Source organism: Holdemania sp. Marseille-P2844, from assembly GCF_900120005.1.
Taxonomy (GTDB): Bacteria; Bacillota_I; Bacilli_A; order Erysipelotrichales; family Erysipelotrichaceae; genus Holdemania.
The window spans coordinates 62,454-78,839 of sequence record NZ_LT635448.1 but is presented as its reverse complement, the minus strand read 5'-3'; the positions used below and the strand labels follow the sequence as shown (position 1 = coordinate 78,839).

The following is a 16,386-nucleotide window of genomic DNA, read 5'->3' as shown; positions in this document are numbered from 1 at the left end:
CGTGATGTCCCTCTCTTATTCCATGCCTTCGACAGTAACGCCCATATTGCGCGCTGTCCCGGCGATAATCCGCATTGCTGCTTCTACATCATTGGCGTTCAGATCCGGCATCTTGTACTCAGCGATTTCTCTGCACTTTTCCAGAGAGATCTTTCCGACGATGTTGGCTTTGGCACTGCCCGATCCGGACTTGATACCGGCAGCCTTCTTGATCAGAACTGAGGCTGGTGTCGTTTTCAGAACGAAATCAAAGCTCTTGTCTTCATACGCAGTGATGATGACAGGGACGATATCGCCTGCACGATCCTTGGTCGCATCGTTAAATGCGTTGCAGAACTGCGGCATGTTGATGCCTGCAGAGGCCAGCGCCGGTCCCGGACGGGCTCCGCCGGCCTGGAACTGGAGCTTACAAATCTTTGCAACTTTCTTGCTCACAAGACATTCCTCCTTAAAATTGATTGTCTGTGCTGTGGTTAGTGGACAGGTGCAACACCGTCCTCCCACGCATAATAAAACTTGCTGCTTTCGACAGCATTACTATTCTAAGCGGATTTAACCCTTTAGTCAAGGGATATTTTCGATTTTGACCGGATTTATCAACGCGTCACACGAATGACAGGATCGCCGGTCTTAACCACCCCGGGCTTGGCAATTTCCAGCTGATACCCGCTGCCGTTGGTTACGACCAGCATCGTCGTCAGATCAATATGATTTTTTTCCATAATGCCCCGATCAATTCGGATCAGCGGCTCTCCCGCTCGAACTTTTGCACCGGGCTGAACGTAAACCTCCAAGCCTCGGCCCTGAAGCTCCACCGTGTCCATGCCGACATGCAGCAGCACCTCAACGCCATTGGCGCCTTTTAATCCGACCGCATGACGCGTTGCCGCTACAAGCAGCACTGTGCCGGTCAGCGGCGACAGAATCTTTTCGCCTTCAAAACGAAACGCAATTCCTTCGCCCATCATCTTCTGCGCAAATACCGGATCCGGCACTTCTTCCAAGGGCAAACTGACACCGTCAACCGGCGACAGGATGTCGCAATACACAGGTTTCTTAAATAAATTAAACATGGCAGCCTCCTTGCGCAAGCTCATCCAAAGTTCTGCTTAGATTTGATAAGCGAGAAAGATTCGGATGATTTGCGATGTTTCATTGTTCTCATTTTAAAGAATACCGTTCTAATTCGCAACGGTTAATCCTGTGGTTTAAGGATTCCTTCATTTTTCTCTGTTCTTTCTGCTGATTTTCTCTTGTCTCAGAAACCTTTCCTGATCTCAAATTCTTAAGCGATGCCTTTTAGATAATCAGCCGCTTTGTATTGGCAGTGTTGCCGATGTCTTCGGCCTAAATTACAAAAAGCCGGAATCTATGCCTTCCTTGGGACGTATTCCGGCCTGGCATACATAAGCAACGCTCAGCTTAAGCAACAAAAGTAATCCAGCTGCCTCGTCTATTCCGCCGATCAATTTCATCAACAATTTTCATAAATAGAAATCAGAAAAGGAAACTCAATTCTAGCTTCTTATTCTCGTTGCAATCTGATCTGCAGTCCATTCAGGATGTTCTTCATGACAGGAAAATATCTGACGGATTACAGTTTCATCTTCATCTAAAATCTCCGCGATCTCTGAAATGGGCTTGCCTTTTTTCATATTTTTCAGCACCTGTTTAATGACTTTGCATAATTCGCCTCGTTCTAAACCTTGTTCCAAACCTTCCTGCTTACCCATCCGTTTGCCCTGTTCCAGCCATTCCCGCTGACGATCCGCTCTTTCCAATTCCGCCATGATCGCCTTTGTTTCTCTGAAATAAGCTTCAAAGTCCATCGTCATCTCACTCATCTTCCTGACCACCTTTCTGAGATTCTCATCTTGTTTACAAATCTGTTCGATCCATTCCCGCTTTTCCGGTTTCGCCAGGTTTCCATACAGGATTGCCCACCGCTCCAGTCCGCTCAGTTTCCAAACCGGCTTCGCCGTCAGATAATCGGTTCTTCCTGTCTCCACAATACTCAAATGAGTCATTTGTGTCAAGGGGATCTGCATTGTTCTTAAACTCATTTCCGTCTCATCCGTCACAATCCCGGATCGGGGGAAAAACGGATAATCCGCGATCAGGATCAGCCACGCCGCTTTCATCTGTTCATATTCCTTCCCCCGCAGCTTCTGTCCCGCTAAAAGCCGGGCCAGGTAATACTGCATCCGCTTCATGATCGTTTTAAAATCGCCATGCCGTTGCGATTCGATCACAAAGAAGATTTCGTCATTGATGATCCCATGGATATCGTAACGGATCGCTTTCTGGTCCGCATGATCTACACGGGCTTCCTGCGCCTCAACGGTCAGCGAGCGAATCGTGCAGTAATTCCATTGCGACAAAAAACAAGTCAGTGCTTCGGTATCATCAGAATTGCCCAAGACAGACTTCAGGATCCAGTCGGTGAGAATGGACGACTTCGATACAGACGGCTGTATTCCGATATTTTGATCTCCCTTTTCTTCGGTACGCCATCTCGTTGGTCTGTACCCCGCTTTGTCTTCATGAATCTGATTGGCTTCAACGATCATTTCTTTCATCTCCCATCACTTCTAATATTGCGGTTTTTTTGAAAAAGCCTTGTTTATTTTGATGAAATTTGACATAAATTGCTATAAATTAAAAATTTTTATGAAAAGTGTTTCATTCAGTTCAGGATTTTTCGAGACTCTGCCGGCGTTATCAATCCCCTTCCTTCGCTTCCCCTTTCTATAGAAGAACGACTTTTAAACAGGTTCCCTCAGATTTCATAGTAAACGAAGAACAATTTCTCCCTTAAGACCTCCCCCTTAATCCTCACAGAAAAGAAAAAAGGAAATTGAACATGGCTGTCCGATTTCCTTGTGTATTTCCTTAAGCTTTCATATCTATTAATGGAATAAATTCTTTACCCGATCCCAGAAAGAAGTCTTCACTTCCGTCTTTGTTTCCACCACCGTTGTTTTTTCCTCCGGCAACTTGATTTCATCCGTCTTCATGATGAACTTCACCGAAGTTTCCATCGTGTCCGCGGCGCCGGCGTAGCTGCGGTATTCCTTCGACTGATCCAGCGCCGCTTTCGCGGTATCGAGCACATCGTTCAGATCGTCCATCGCATCGGTGACTTTCCCACTTAACTCGTCGATTCCCTCACGGCTGAATTCATCAACGCCGTCGTTCAATTCGCCGGTTTTCTCCGCCAGCTCCTGCGTCGCGCCTTTAAACTTGTTGATGGCGTCGGTAATGTCCCCGGACGCGCCGTTCAGCTTATCCAATCCGGCATTCATCGCCACGGTTCCTGCCGCCAGCTGATCTGTGCCTTCCTTCAAGTCATTTAAGCCTTCCGGCAGCTGCTGCAAGCCAGCCAGCGCATTTTTCAGTTCATCAACGCCGCCGATCTGTTCGATCATGCCGTTGATCTTGTCGATCATCGCCGTCATTTCCGTCGTCAGCTGCTGCGCCTGGCTCATCAAGCCTGCCATTTCCTGAACCTTGGCGCTCATTGTATCCTGCACGGTTTGAGCGATCTGATCAACCGTTCCCACCGCCGCCTGCTTGCCATAACCACTCATCGTATCGACGCCGGCATCTACCGCCTGACCCAAGCCGGCCGCGATCCTTTCCTGCGCGCTGCCCAGCTGGGCATTCAGCTGTTCGCCGACTTTTCCCGCAATCGCCTGGGTTAAGCCCGGAATTTCTTCCTCGGCCACCCCCTGTTCCGCCAGCGCAGAGCCAATCGCGGAGACTAACGCGTTCTGATCCATTTCCACGTTCACCGCCGGCAAGTTCTGCTTAACGCCCGCTCTGACCTGCTCGGTCACGGCAGCCCAGGTATTGTTAAATTCATCGCTCTGACCGGCCGCCCGAATCGCGTCGCCGGTTGCCTGCGGCATCGTTGCCAGCGCCTGCATGCTGCCGGCCAGCTGTTCCATTAACGCCGAAGCGCCCTGCAGCTGTGTCAGGCTGCCGTTCAGCTGTTGAAGCAGTCCCATCAGCTGTTCGTCCGTCAGGTTGTATTTCTGCAGCATCGCCGTTAACTGCGTCTGAATCTGACCAACGCCATCCGACAGCTTCTGCGCCCCTTCCTTCAGCTCCTTCGACGAAGTCACGGCAGTATTTAACCCATCTGAGAATTCCTTGTATTTTGACTGGAATTCTCCCATCTTATCATTCAGTTCGATATTCGCGTCATGCAGCTGCACCGTGCCGTCTAAAATCTTCGCCGTGGCGTCCTTCAGATCATCGACGCCGTCAGTCAGCTTATCGAGATCACTGCGGTCGATCTCCTTGTCTTCCAGATTGGAAGTCCCGGCCGCAGCCAGAATGATCGACGGCATTTCAAAGTTTTCCACATTCGCCGTGATCACGAATTCATCTTTCAGCTTATCCTTGATGTCATCCAGGGCGCTGACGTCGGAGTCCTTCAGCATCTGGCTCATCCCCGACACCGTGGCCAGGGCGACGATCTGATTCTTTGATTCATTCAAAATCAAGCCATCTTCCGCCTTTACATCCTTAAATGTTTCCGTCGGCAGATCGGTGACAATCGCGCAGGGGAACAGCGTGGAAATATACTTCGTCTTCCCGTTGATCGTTTCCGTTATTTCCAGATGATTGATCAGCTTGATCGTGATCGTCAGGGAGCCGCTCTGGCCGACGATCTCATGCGGATCCACACGCTTGCCATTGAATTGGTAGCTGACCTCCATCGTTAACGGCAGCTCCGCCGTCGTCGTGCCCTGGTAGTACAGGTCATGCTCGTCGGAATTCCACATTAGCGACGTGCCGTTTTGTTCAGGCAGATCATCGCCTTTGATATTCTTGATATTTTCCAGGATACTCTGATCCGCCGTCTGGCGGAAGCCCTGTTCGTTATGCAGCCATTCGCTGACTGTCGCGGATTTCAGCTGTCCCTGCCAATCCAGGAAGGCATAGACGGTTTCTTCCTTTTTCGTGCCTTCATCCGGCTTGTCCTCTGCCCGGACCGGCGTGCACAGATTCAGCGCCAGCACCCCGGAAAGGGCCAGCGTCAGCCAACTTCCTTTTTTATTCATCGTGATTTCTCTCCTTTTTTATTCAGAAATTGAAATGATGTTTTTTCGATAACGCCGCCGAAGACCATCAACAAGGCCGGCAGCACGAGCAGAATGACCGCCATGCTGATCAGCGCGCCCCGCGCCAACATGCCGCACAGCGAGCGAATCAAATCGATTTTGGAAACCAGCGACACGCCCACAGTGGCCGCGAAGAAGCTCAAACCGCTGGTCAGGATCGACGAACTGCACGCATAGACCGCCGTCTGTACGGCCGCTTTCCGATCCTTGCCCCGCCGGCGTTCCTCCTGGTAGCGCGTCATCGTCAGAATCGCGTAGTCGATCGTTGCGCCCAGCTGGATCGTCCCGATGACGATGCTGGCGATAAACGGTATCGTTTCCCCTTGAAAATAAGGAATGCCCATGTTGATCGTAATCGCCATTTCAATCGCCGCAACCAGCACAATCGGCACGCTCAGCGACTTAAATGAAATCGCGATGATCAGGAAGACCGCCAGAATGGAAACGATGTTGACCATCTGAATATCGTGATCGGCGATCAGCACCAGATCGCGGTTCAGCGCGCCCTCGCCGGTAACTAACGCTGTCGGATCGATCGCCTTGACACGGTTTTCCAGCTCGGTGATCTGCGCGTTTTGTTCATGCGTCGCCGAGGTGTAGCTGGAATTCGCCATGATCATCTTCCATCCGCCGGCATTAAAGACAGAACGAATCCCTTCCGGAAGCATCTCTTCCGGAATCCCGGCGCCTAAAAACCGATCTAATGTCGCAACGGAATTGATCCCATCCGTCGTTTCAATCGCCTCCAGCACCGCGTCCATCTGCGTGCTGCTGAGCTGATCGCTGACGAGGATGAAGTTGGTCGTCGGCATGTCGAATTCATCGCGCAGCTTCTGTGTGCCGGCGGTGGACGTCAGATCCTGCGGCAGCGAGTCCAGCAGGTTGTAGTACACGTCGGTTTTTTTCTGCGCCGCCGCAAACGGAATCAACAGCGCGACGGCAGCGATCAGAATGCCTTTATAGTGGGTTGTCGTAAAGTTGGCAACGCCTTGCAGCTTGGGAATTAAAACCTTGTGCTTATGTTTGTGAATCGGTTTATCGAAGACCAGAATCAGAGCCGGCAGAATCACCACCGCGGAGAACACGCCCAGCACAACACCCTTCGCCATGACGACGCCCATATCGGTGCCCAGCTTCAAATCCATGATGCACATCGCCAGGAATCCGGCGATTGTGGTCAGCGAACTGGCGCTGATCGCGGTAAAGGTGTTGACGACTGCTTCGGTCATCGCTTCCTGACTTTTCAATCCCTTGTGCAGTTCCTCGTCATAGCGTTCCAACAAGAAGATCGAGAAGTCCATCGACACCGCCAGCTGCAGGATCGCCGCCAGAGCGGAGGTGATATAGGAAACCTCGCCTAAGAAAATATTGGTTCCGAAGTTATACAGCACGGCGTACAGGATCCCCAATAAGAAGATGAACGGCGCCACGCTGTAACGTAAGCCCAGAAATAAAACGACTAAGGATAATCCGACCGCAACCGCCACATACAGCGGCAGTTCCTGTTCGATCAACATTTTCGTGTCGTTGATGACGGCCGCCAGACCGCCTAAGAACATCTGGGAATTCATCAGCGATTTAATCTCGTCGACGGCCTTCAGCGTCCGGTCGGATCCGTTGCCTTCTTCAAACGTGACCATCATCAGCTGGCAGTCGCCGTTATCCAGCATTTTCCGCAAGTCTTCCGGAATCATTTCCGAAGGCATGGTCTGTAAGAAATCCCCCAGCCCCATCGCGTCGCGGACGCCGTCGATCGCGCGGATTTTGTCCGCGATCCGATCGACCTGTTTCTTTTCCATGTTTTCAACGGTAACAATCGCCATACTGGCGGAATGGAATTCCTGATCCAGGATGTCCTGGCCCTCGATGGAATCCAGCTGATCCGGCAAATAGCTCAAAATATCATAATTGATGCGGGTGTTGATATAGCCGATCAACGACGGAACCAACAGCACCGTCGCCAGCGCCAGAATCAGAATTCGTTTTTTTACGATCTGTTCTGCAATTTTCCTCACTGCAGATCACTCTCCCTTTCAAATGACTATCAGTCATTACGTCAGACAGAATACCTCCGAAATGACTGATGGTCAATAGACGGATCGGCGAATTTGTCTATCAGATTGACTTTTAGTCATTTTGATTTGACTCTGATTTAAGGTATGTTACAATGAGGCTGAGGAAGTGAGAATATGGCCCGGCGTACATTAAAACAACAGAAAGAACAGAAACAGGGTGATTTACTAAGCTCGGCCTATCAGTGTTTTCTGACCAAGGGATTTGCCAAAACCACGATTGACGATATCGTGAATCGGGCCAAGGTCGCCAAGGGAACGTTTTATTTGTACTTTCATGATAAAGAGGATATCATGAAGCATCTCGTCATCCAGATCAGCTCGCAGATCGTCATCCGCGCATATACCAAAACGAAGGAGCGGGGCATTCAGGATTTCCTGCCGTCAGTCTTGTGCTTTATCGACATGATCATCGAGTATTTCAAAGCGAATAAAGCGGTGCTGAAACTGATCGAGCGGAATTTCTCATGGCCGTTGGTGATGGAGGTTCTCAGCGAAGGCAATCAGGCGGAAATCACGCAGATTCTGGAGGAATTGTTAAATTATCCGCAGCTGCGGCGGTTTGACCGGGACGAAGCGTTCCGGATGATCTACATGATCGTCGAGCTGGTCGGCTCGGTCTGCTACACCTCGATCATCGAGGAACAGCCGGCGCCGATTGATCACCTGAAACCGACACTGTACCGGATGGTGGAAAAAATCTTGATTTGAAGCAATGATAACGCAAAAAAAGCGAAGCCGATCGAAATGTCAGCCTCGCTTTTTTATGGTTCAGATTTGCTTGTTTATTTTACCTGATTTGGTTGTTTTCCTTTTTTTCCGTTCCTGCCTTTCGCCTCAGATCGCTGCGCTTTTCTATAAAATCTGATTGAGGTTGCCGCCTGCGGCGTTCAGCTGTGTCTGCGCTTCTTCCCGGCTGACGTGCTTCAGCTCCATGATCAGGGCCGGTTTAATCTGATATTCGCATTCTGTTAACAACTGCCGTGCTCTATCCAGCGTACAGCTGGTCGCCTGAGTCAGAATATACGCCAGACGGGTGCGCATCTTGTCGCTGACCGGCGGCACGTTGATCATCAGATTCTCATACACATTGCCCAGCTGCGCCATCGTCACCGTCGTGATCATGTTCAGAATCATCTTCTGGCAGGTTCCCGCTTTCAATCGCGTCGATCCCGTGATGACCTCCGGCCCCGGCACCGGCGCCATGACCCGATCGCAGACCTCGCTGACCAGCGAATGCTTGTTATTGACCAGTCCGGCGCAGGGGATCCCCTGTTTTTGGCACCAGGATAGCGCGCCGATGACATACGGCGTCCGGCCGGATGAGCTGATTCCGATCACAAAGTCCTTAGCCGTAACCTCCCGGGCCTGCAAATCCAGCGCGCCGTTTTCCGCGCTGTCCTCCGCGCTGCCGTCAGTCTTCATGATATCGGTGAAATTGCCTGCCACGATGGAAACAAATTCGCCGTGGGTGCCGAAGGTCGCGTTGGCCTCGTAGGCGTCCAGCATGCCCAGATAGCCGGAATGCGCCGCGCCGGTGAAGATGATCCGTCCCCCGCGCCGCAAAGCGGCGATGCACTGTTCGATCGTCTCGTTGACTTCGGGCAGCACCTCCCTGACCGCTTTTGTACAGGCTTGGTCTTCCCGGTTCATCAGCGCCGTGGATTCCGCGACGCTCATGTGCGGCAGATTCACTGAAGCGGGATTGCGCTCCTCGCTGGTCAAGGTCATTAAATTATCACGCATCAGAACAACCCGATAATCGCCCCGACGGCCGCAATGACGATCAGCAGCGCCATGACTTTCGTCGCCTTGACTTTCTTATTCTTCAATAAATACAGCGTGCCCAGTGTCAGCGCCAGCGGAAGCAGGCCGCGGAACAGCTTGTCGAGAATATCTGTCTGCACGCTCATGCCGGCACCCTGAATGTTGATCAAAAGCGGCGTCGATACGCTGACAAATCCCGCCGTCAGCGCACCCATGACAATCGCGCCCAGAGCGCTGGCCCCGGTGATGACCTTTTTGATCAGATTGCTTTCCAGAATCCGCTGCAAGCCTTCCTTGCCCAGCTTGTAGCCGGTCATCCAGACATAATACGCGATGCTTAACATGATCCCCATCATCAAGACGGCATAGACCAGCGGTCCGGCCAGACTGCCGGAGGACGCCAGCGAGATTCCGATCGAAAGCAGGATCGGCGTCAAGGTTCCCTGCCACAGCGTATCCCCGATTCCGGCAAACGGTCCCATCAGGCCGGTTTTAATGCCGTTGATCGCTTCGTCGGAAATCGGCGCGCCGTTGGCCCGTTCTTCTTCCATCGCAATGACCATGCCGTTGATCACGCCGCCGAAGTGCGGTTCCGTATTATAGAACTCGATATGCCGCTGAACCGCCGCCTTGTATTCTTCCGGGTTGTCCTTGTACAGCTTTTCAATGATCGGCGCCATCGCATGACAGAAGCCCGTCCCGGCCAGCCGTTCATAATTGTAATTGGCGTGGGAGAAAAAGGTCCAGCGCCAGAAGGACTTCACAACGTCCTTTTTGCTCAGTGTTTTCCGTTCTTTATTCTGTTCCATAATTATTTCCTCCTAACCGTTCTCTTTCTGCAGCTGGGTGTAGAACCAGGCGATGATGAAGCCCAGCACGGCGATGACGATCGTATCCAAACCGAGATACACGCTCAAGATGAAGCCAATCATGTAGAACGCCATGCTGTTGGGACGGCTGATCGAACGCAGATTCATCGCTACGCCCAAAGCCGGCAGCACGCCGCCGATGACCTGCAGGACATGCAGCACGTCGTTGCTTAACATTGCGACCAGGCACGCCATGTAATCCGCACCGAAATACGCGCCGAGCATGACCGGAATGACGCTGATCGCAAACGCCACGATCTGCGGCGGGACGACGTGCAGGAAGCAGACCTTTTTCAGATCGCCCTGTTCGGCCGCTTTATCCGCCATGTGGACAAACGCGACGTCAATCGTCATATGCAGCACCCAGACCACGGTGCCCAACAAGCCGAACGGAATCGCAATCGTGATCGCGGTCGCCGGATCGACATGACCGACAATCGCAAACGCCGTGCCCAGCACCCCGGCCAGACCCGGATCGGATGGAATCGTACCGCCGGCTGAAATAAACGCGATATACGGCAGCTGGATCGCCGCACCGATGATGACGCCTTCGGTCGGATGCCCTAAGATCAAACCGACGAGGGTGCCCGCGACCAGCGGCTTCTGAAACAAGCTGGCTGAACCGAGGACGGTTGTCCACGGCGTTCCGATGATGCCCAGATAATAAACAACGCCCATCAGAAAGGCTTGAAACAACGAAATACTCACATCAATCACCTCTTCTAATTAAATAAACCGTTTGAAATCGATCGCCGGATCTTCTGCCACCATCTGAATCTCGACCGGAATCCCCTGATCGATCAGCTGCTTCAGTTGGCTGATTTCCGCTTCGCTGGCAGAGATATTCTTGTAGATGGTTTTACGGCCCGGCTTGATCCCCATCCCGCCAAGATTGACCCGGGTCAAAGTCACGCCGTTTTGTGCCAGACGCACATAGGCTTCCGGGGTTTTCGCCAGAATGATCGCCTTGTCGTGATCCTGCAGCCCCTTGATCACCGCAGGGCTGTCCGCCACCGTCGTCACCTGCGTGACAATGTTGGCCGGAACCAACGTTTTAATGATCATCGTCAGAAACGAATCCTTCGCCGTAACATCGTCGATGACAATAATTTTGTTAGCCCCGGTATAATTCAGCCAGGACGTCATGACCTGTCCGTGAATCAGACGGTCGTCGATGCGTGCCAATACGATACTCATCTGTTATTCCTCCTCTGTCAAACTCTGAATCCGCGCACCGGCGTCGAAGATGCCGCTGCGGCCGTTTTCCACCGCCATGGCAATCAGCTGCTGCGCGGTTACGTCTTCACGATTGGACAATACCGCCTGCAGGATCATCGGCAGATTGACGCCGACCACCACCTGCAAAGGATATGTCCGCAAGAGCCGGATCGTCTGGTTGCACGGCGTGCCGCCGAACAAATCCAGCATCACCACTACCTCTTGATAACCACGCTGATGAAACTGTTCGATCTTGCCGGCAATCAATCGGCCGAAGTCCTCCGGATCCTGCCCTGCGCAAAGACCCACGCTTTCCACAAAGTCATGCTTGCCGGCGATCATTTCCACGGTTTCGAGGAAAGCCCCGGCTAAATTGTGATGCGTCGCTATGAGAATGCCTGTCACAATGTCCCTCCTTTCTTTTATGAGGAAATGCAGATCATCGGTTGTATCTGCATTCTATCATTCTTAATTCCCTACGTCGTTTTATCCTTTACACGGTTGCTTCGTGCAATGTCAAAATTTATCAAGCAGCGCAGCCCGGAAAACGGCGATGAAGTTTTCATACGATCCTTCGCGCAGGATTTCCGTCACCCGCTGCGGTTCGCAAACTAACGACGATAGATACGGCCACAGCTGAAACGCCTTGGGGTTGTTCATCTCCGTGGAAACCAGCATGACGATCCGCACTTTCTGACCGGTATCCCAGACGATCGGTTTATCCAGCACCGCCACGGCAATGAACGTCTGCGCCGTGATCGGATACAGCGGATGAGGCATCGCAACCTGATTGCCGAAATAGGTCGAGCTGAGCTTCTCTCGTTCCCGCACCAGTTCCTCAAATTTCTTCGGCAGACGGCAGGAGCGGGACGCCATCGTGATCAGCCGCCCCACGATTTCCCGGCGTGTTTGCGCTTCCCCATGCCAGAACAGATCCAAAGAAAAGCGGGACAGGATGGAATCGACACTGTCGTAGCCGTTGATCGCCAGATTCATCTTGGCAAAATCTTTCTCCGTCGGAAACAGGCTGATCCGCACGGCGGCTCCGCGGGTAACGGTGTCCTTGGTTTCCGTTGTAAACATCGCGTCGTAGCTGGCCGGATCAATCCGGCTCAGATCCAGCGGATTCACGAAATCAAGCTGAAGCAGCTGCCTGCGGAACCATTGATCGATCTTCTGCCGCAGCAGAATCGTTTCGCTCGGCTTGAGACTGCTGATGACCAGAATTTTCTTGCCTTCCGAATTCATCGTGATGTTTTCCAGCCCGTAATTGAAATACAGCGTGAAATACGCCGCTTCATCCTCGCTGATGCGCACGTGATAATGATCGTCGATCAACAGGCTGAAATAATTGGCAATGTCAAAGGCAAACGGGAAGGTCTGCTTGATTTCCGTCAACAGCACATTTTTCAGCTGACGGTTGTTCTGCATGCGCGAAAGCAGCGGCACAAAATGGAGCGCCAGCGCGATTTTCAGATCAATGCTGCGGGTGAAGTCAACGCCGTATTCGACGTGGATTTTCTCCAGCGAATCCATGATGAACACATTGATCTCTTCCGAAACGCCCGCAAAGTCGTCGTAATCCCGCTTGCCGCGCAGATTGATGGCCAGATAATTGATCTCCTCGCCTAACCGGCTGCCGGGCACCGTTGTGCAGCGGCGCAGGATATCGCGGGCGATCTTCGTTTCCTTTTCCGTCACGCTGCGCTTAGTCGATCCGACTTCAATGAAATAGCCTTTTTCAATCCGCTGCAGCGTCAGAAGCAGATGGATGATCAGACTTTCCAGCAGCACTTCGCTGATTTTATATTCATTTTCAAGGAAGATTTCCACAAGCAATTCTTTCAGCTCCGTGATTCGTTTCAGATTGGCTTTTGTTTCATGGGTCTCTTCCGTCAGCGAATAAATATCTTCGCGGGCCAGACAGGTTCGCTTGTCCTGTTCCAGTCCTTCAATCCGATATCCGCTGCCGGAGCGATAGGTCAGTTCCAGATTGTATTGGACAAGGATTTTCCGAACGGCTTTCAAGTCAAGATACAGCGTGGAGTCCGAGATGTTCAGCTGCTGCAGAAGCCAGCGCTTGCGCACATAGCCGGTGTGATCGAGCAGCTTCAGCAAAATGATTTTAATCCGCATCGGCTGTTCGTTCAGCGAAGCGCTTTGCGGCGGGTTCTGAATGTGTTTCAGTAAGAGTGCGGCCTGCTGCGGATCATGAATTAAAAGCTGGTAGCCCTTGGAAGGTACCGCGATCAATTCCATCACGGCTGACGAATTAATTTCCTGACGGATCGCCGCGATCTCGCTTTTCACAGTGCGCACGCTGACGCCGCTGATTTGTGCCAGCGCGGCGGCGGAGTGAAACTGACCGCAGTTATCCGCCAGCCAGCGCACGATTCCCTGCTGCCGCTGCGTTAACATAAGCGGACCGACGGCGCCGGGACCGCAAGCTGACCGGGGTCATTCCAGCAGCGGCTTTTTTGCGGCCATGGATTTAAGCCCCGGGGAGAAACGATGAAATAAAGTAGTGTCATAAGCGTTCTCCTTTCCGGCTTCATCTTAGCATAAGCGGGCTGCGGAATCGTTGATTCGTGCAATCTGGTTTTTGAGGTTTTGCACGAAATACCGTGCAGAAAAAAACGAGGGTGTTTCCTGCAAGCGTCAAACGTTTTCCTTGCGGTTTCCATTCAGGCGTTAACCCTCTTCGCAGGCATAATAAAAACCGGAAACAACGAATTTCCGGCTTCCGCGCCTCGCCGCGAAGAAATGCTTGAAAGGGGGACAGGCAATAAAAAAAACAGCCCTGAATTCAGGCCTGCTTCTTTCGATATTTACAGTTCAACTTTTTCCAGATCGTTATACGCGATCTCGGTCGGCGTTTCACGGCCGAACAGGATGCACAGAACCGTGGCGGTCTGAGTATCGTCGTTCATCGCGTCGATCGAGCCTTCGATTCCGCTGAACGGTCCGGTCAGAATCTTGACGCGGTCACCCGTCGTGAAATTGACGCTGACCTTGCGGTCGCTCATGCCAATCCGGCGCAGGATCGAATCAATTTCTTCCGGGGAGACCGGGAACGGCTTCGCGCCGCCGCCGCTGGATCCGATAAATCCGGTGACGCCCGGCGTATTTCGAACGATATACCAGGCTTCATCCGTCATAATCATTTCCACGAACAGATATCCTGGGAACAGGTTGTGCATTTTTTCTACTTTTTTTCCGTTTTTGTATTCAATCTCCGGTTCCTCGGCGACCAGGATGCGGAACAGATAATCGGAAATGCCCATCGTGTCCACACGACGCTGCAGGTTTTCCTTAACCCGGTTCTCATGGCCGGCGTAGGTATTGACGACATACCATTCTTTCTTGGACTCTGTCATGACTTACGCTCCGATCCCGATTAATTTGAGGAAGAAGGAAACGAAAAACTCACAGGCGACGAAGAAGACGCCGAAAAACGCGCAGAAAATCAAAACTTCCACTGAATTTCCGCCCAGTTCTTCTTTCTTCGGCCAGCGAATTCGCTTGACTTCTTTGGAGATACCGCTGAAACTAAACCATTTTAACATATCTGTATCCTCCTACTTCGTTTCTTTATGAAGTGTATGTTTGCCGCATTTTTTACAATATTTCATCAGTTCAAGACGTTGATTATGCGTCTTGGGATTCCGGTGTGTAACATAGTTGCGTGAAAGGCACTCTGTGCATGTCAGAATCACTTTTGTTTCTTTCGCCATCGAGGTCCCTCCTTACCGTGCTTATCCACTTTACCATAAAGAAAAGGGTTCGTCAAATAACCCTTAACTTAAGCGGATTATAGCACCATCCCGTGCTCTTTTCAAGCCTCTTCGGAAAATTTCCTGAGGATGTGCTCGAGTTTCCTGCGAATTCGCCCCAGTTGATTGCCATAGCTTTTCCGGGAGATGTTTAAAATCGCCGCAGCTTCCTGATAGGATGTGTTGTCCAGCGACAGACACAGAATCTGCCATTCCTTCGGCGTGAAGTAGCGCCGCAGCTGTTTTACCTGCTTCGCCGCTTCGTTTAAGGTGAAGCGATAGACAGGGTCAAAGAACCGGTCGTTGGAGGCCAGCGTGTCCGCCTTATACATTCCCCGGTCCTCGCCGACCACCGTATCCAGCGAATCGCAGGCATAAAACGCGGCGTCGCTGGAACATTGAGAATGCCGGTAAATCGTCAGCAGGCGCTTCCGCAGACAATTCTGCAAATAGGTTTTAAAGGAGCAGGGATAATCTTCCCGGTAATTCTCCGCGGCGCCGATCAGCATCATCCGGCTTTCCTGCTCAAGATCTTCCTTGTATGCCTCGCTGGAAACCGAGCAGCTGTCCAGCTGAGAGAGCTTGAAAATCATCCCGCAGATCATCGGCTTGTATTTGTTCAGCAGATTCTCCACCGCCCAGTCGTCCTGTTGGCGGATCATATAAAGCAGTTCGTTGTCTGTGGACACTTCCTCACACATCGTCTATCCTCCTGTTATTTCAGAGGGAAACGTTTCGCATGGATCTGATAAAGCAAGACAGCGCAGGCGACCGAAGCGTTCAATGAGGAAATCGTGCCTTCCATCGGCAGCGTCAGCATCACGTCACATTCTTCTTTGACCAGCCGGGAAATGCCTTTTCCCTCCGAGCCGATCACCAGCGCCACGGACGTATCAAAAGCCGGCTGGCGGTAATCCTGGGCATTGCGCATATCCGTACCGTAAACCCAATAGCCCTTTTCTTTCAGCTGCCTGAGCGTCTGGGTCAGATTGGCGACCATCGCCACCGGTACCGTTTCGATTGCGCCGGTGGATACTTTGGCGACCGTCGAGTTCAGCGATACCGAGCGGTTCTTGCGCAGGATCACGCCGTCAGCGCCGACCGCGTCGCAGGTCCGCAGCACCGCGCCCAGATTGTGCGGATCTTCCAGTTCGTCCAGAACGACGATCGTGCCCAGCTTGCCGCTTGGAATGCGGTTCAGCATTTCGTCCACGCTGACTGTTTTGTAATCCTCGCAATACAGCGCGATCCCCTGATGGTGCGTATCCATGCAGCACTTATCCAATTCCCGGCGGCTGACCCGCTGAACAGGGATTCTGCGGCTTTTCAATAACGCTTCCGCTTCCGGAAACTTCGTCCCTTCAGCAACGAGCGCTTTTTCAATTTTTTTCTTGCTTTTCAGGATCTGCATTGCTGCGTTTTTCCCATAAATCCATTGTGCCATACTTCGACCTCCTGTTTCGTCCTGGAATTGTCCCAATTTTATTCCAAATCGTTTCATACTCCTGAAACGGCTTCTTTATTTATACAATGAGTTATCAGGAAATGCAATCGG

General features: G+C 51.8%; 17 protein-coding genes. 1 reads left to right on the top strand and 16 read right to left on the bottom strand.

Annotation, left to right across the window (positions count from 1 at the left end):
- Positions 1 to 15: 15 nt before the first annotated feature.
- The 5 genes from rplK to BQ7364_RS01205 form a co-directional block, all read right to left on the bottom strand.
- Positions 16 to 435, bottom strand: coding sequence for a 50S ribosomal protein L11 (gene rplK, locus BQ7364_RS01225; protein ID WP_072683017.1), 420 nt, complete (start codon positions 433 to 435; stop codon positions 16 to 18).
- Positions 436 to 596: 161 nt separating this feature from the next.
- Positions 597 to 1,073 carry a PTS sugar transporter subunit IIA gene (locus BQ7364_RS01220; RefSeq protein WP_072683016.1) on the bottom strand — a complete coding sequence of 159 codons (477 nt, stop codon included), beginning with the start codon at positions 1,071 to 1,073 and terminating at the stop codon, positions 597 to 599.
- Between the two features lie 444 nt (positions 1,074 to 1,517).
- Positions 1,518 to 2,579: an Rpn family recombination-promoting nuclease/putative transposase gene (locus tag BQ7364_RS01215; RefSeq protein ID WP_072683015.1), complete on the bottom strand. Its 1,062-nt coding sequence runs from the start codon at positions 2,577 to 2,579 to the stop codon at positions 1,518 to 1,520.
- 330 nt (positions 2,580 to 2,909) lie between these two features.
- Positions 2,910 to 5,072, bottom strand: coding sequence for a methyl-accepting chemotaxis protein (locus BQ7364_RS01210; protein ID WP_072683014.1), 2,163 nt, complete (start codon positions 5,070 to 5,072; stop codon positions 2,910 to 2,912).
- Complete coding sequence (locus BQ7364_RS01205) at positions 5,069 to 7,147, bottom strand: efflux RND transporter permease subunit (protein ID WP_072683013.1); 2,079 nt, start codon at positions 7,145 to 7,147, stop codon at positions 5,069 to 5,071. The genes BQ7364_RS01210 and BQ7364_RS01205 overlap by 4 nt, the downstream gene beginning before the upstream one ends.
- 174 nt (positions 7,148 to 7,321) lie before the next feature.
- Between BQ7364_RS01205 and BQ7364_RS01200 the strand changes: the two genes are divergently transcribed.
- Positions 7,322 to 7,915, top strand: coding sequence for a TetR/AcrR family transcriptional regulator (locus tag BQ7364_RS01200; RefSeq protein WP_072683012.1), 594 nt, complete (start codon positions 7,322 to 7,324; stop codon positions 7,913 to 7,915).
- 144 nt (positions 7,916 to 8,059) lie between these two features.
- Here BQ7364_RS01200 and BQ7364_RS01195 read toward each other — a convergent pair whose 3' ends face one another.
- The 11 genes from BQ7364_RS01195 to rlmB all read right to left on the bottom strand — a co-directional run bounded on the left by BQ7364_RS01195 (position 8,060) and on the right by rlmB (position 16,275).
- A complete protein-coding gene (locus BQ7364_RS01195) occupies positions 8,060 to 8,950 on the bottom strand; it encodes an N-acetylmuramic acid 6-phosphate etherase (RefSeq protein ID WP_072683011.1) in 891 nt (296 codons plus the stop codon).
- Positions 8,950 to 9,780: a PTS system mannose/fructose/sorbose family transporter subunit IID gene (locus BQ7364_RS01190; protein WP_072683010.1), complete on the bottom strand. Its 831-nt coding sequence runs from the start codon at positions 9,778 to 9,780 to the stop codon at positions 8,950 to 8,952. Before BQ7364_RS01190 ends, BQ7364_RS01195 begins: the two co-directional genes overlap by 1 nt.
- Positions 9,781 to 9,792: 12 nt before the next feature.
- Complete coding sequence (locus BQ7364_RS01185) at positions 9,793 to 10,548, bottom strand: PTS mannose/fructose/sorbose/N-acetylgalactosamine transporter subunit IIC (protein ID WP_072683009.1); 756 nt, start codon at positions 10,546 to 10,548, stop codon at positions 9,793 to 9,795.
- A gap of 18 nt (positions 10,549 to 10,566) precedes the next feature.
- Positions 10,567 to 11,037 (bottom strand): PTS sugar transporter subunit IIB, encoded by a 471-nt coding sequence (locus BQ7364_RS01180; protein WP_072683008.1) that lies wholly within the window; start codon positions 11,035 to 11,037, stop codon positions 10,567 to 10,569.
- 3 nt (positions 11,038 to 11,040) lie between these two features.
- Positions 11,041 to 11,463, bottom strand: coding sequence for a PTS sugar transporter subunit IIA (locus BQ7364_RS01175; protein WP_072683007.1), 423 nt, complete (start codon positions 11,461 to 11,463; stop codon positions 11,041 to 11,043).
- Positions 11,464 to 11,574: 111 nt separating this feature from the next.
- The gene (locus BQ7364_RS01170) at positions 11,575 to 13,476 is read right to left on the bottom strand and encodes a BglG family transcription antiterminator (protein ID WP_072683006.1); all 1,902 of its coding nucleotides are present in this window, start codon (positions 13,474 to 13,476) and stop codon (positions 11,575 to 11,577) included.
- Between the two features lie 410 nt (positions 13,477 to 13,886).
- Positions 13,887 to 14,435, bottom strand: a complete 549-nt coding sequence (gene nusG / locus BQ7364_RS01165) for a transcription termination/antitermination protein NusG (protein ID WP_006057353.1) — start codon at positions 14,433 to 14,435, stop codon at positions 13,887 to 13,889.
- A 3-nt stretch (positions 14,436 to 14,438) separates the two neighbouring features.
- Positions 14,439 to 14,624: a preprotein translocase subunit SecE gene (gene secE / locus BQ7364_RS01160; RefSeq protein WP_072683005.1), complete on the bottom strand. Its 186-nt coding sequence runs from the start codon at positions 14,622 to 14,624 to the stop codon at positions 14,439 to 14,441.
- A 12-nt stretch (positions 14,625 to 14,636) separates the two neighbouring features.
- The gene (gene rpmG, locus BQ7364_RS01155; RefSeq protein ID WP_020225370.1) at positions 14,637 to 14,792 is read right to left on the bottom strand and encodes a 50S ribosomal protein L33; all 156 of its coding nucleotides are present in this window, start codon (positions 14,790 to 14,792) and stop codon (positions 14,637 to 14,639) included.
- Positions 14,793 to 14,893: 101 nt separating this feature from the next.
- The gene (locus tag BQ7364_RS01150) at positions 14,894 to 15,532 is read right to left on the bottom strand and encodes a sigma-70 family RNA polymerase sigma factor (protein ID WP_072683004.1); all 639 of its coding nucleotides are present in this window, start codon (positions 15,530 to 15,532) and stop codon (positions 14,894 to 14,896) included.
- A 14-nt stretch (positions 15,533 to 15,546) separates the two neighbouring features.
- On the bottom strand, positions 15,547 to 16,275 hold the full coding sequence (gene rlmB / locus BQ7364_RS01145) for a 23S rRNA (guanosine(2251)-2'-O)-methyltransferase RlmB (RefSeq protein ID WP_072683003.1): 729 nt from the start codon (positions 16,273 to 16,275) through the stop codon (positions 15,547 to 15,549).
- Positions 16,276 to 16,386 lie beyond the last annotated feature (111 nt).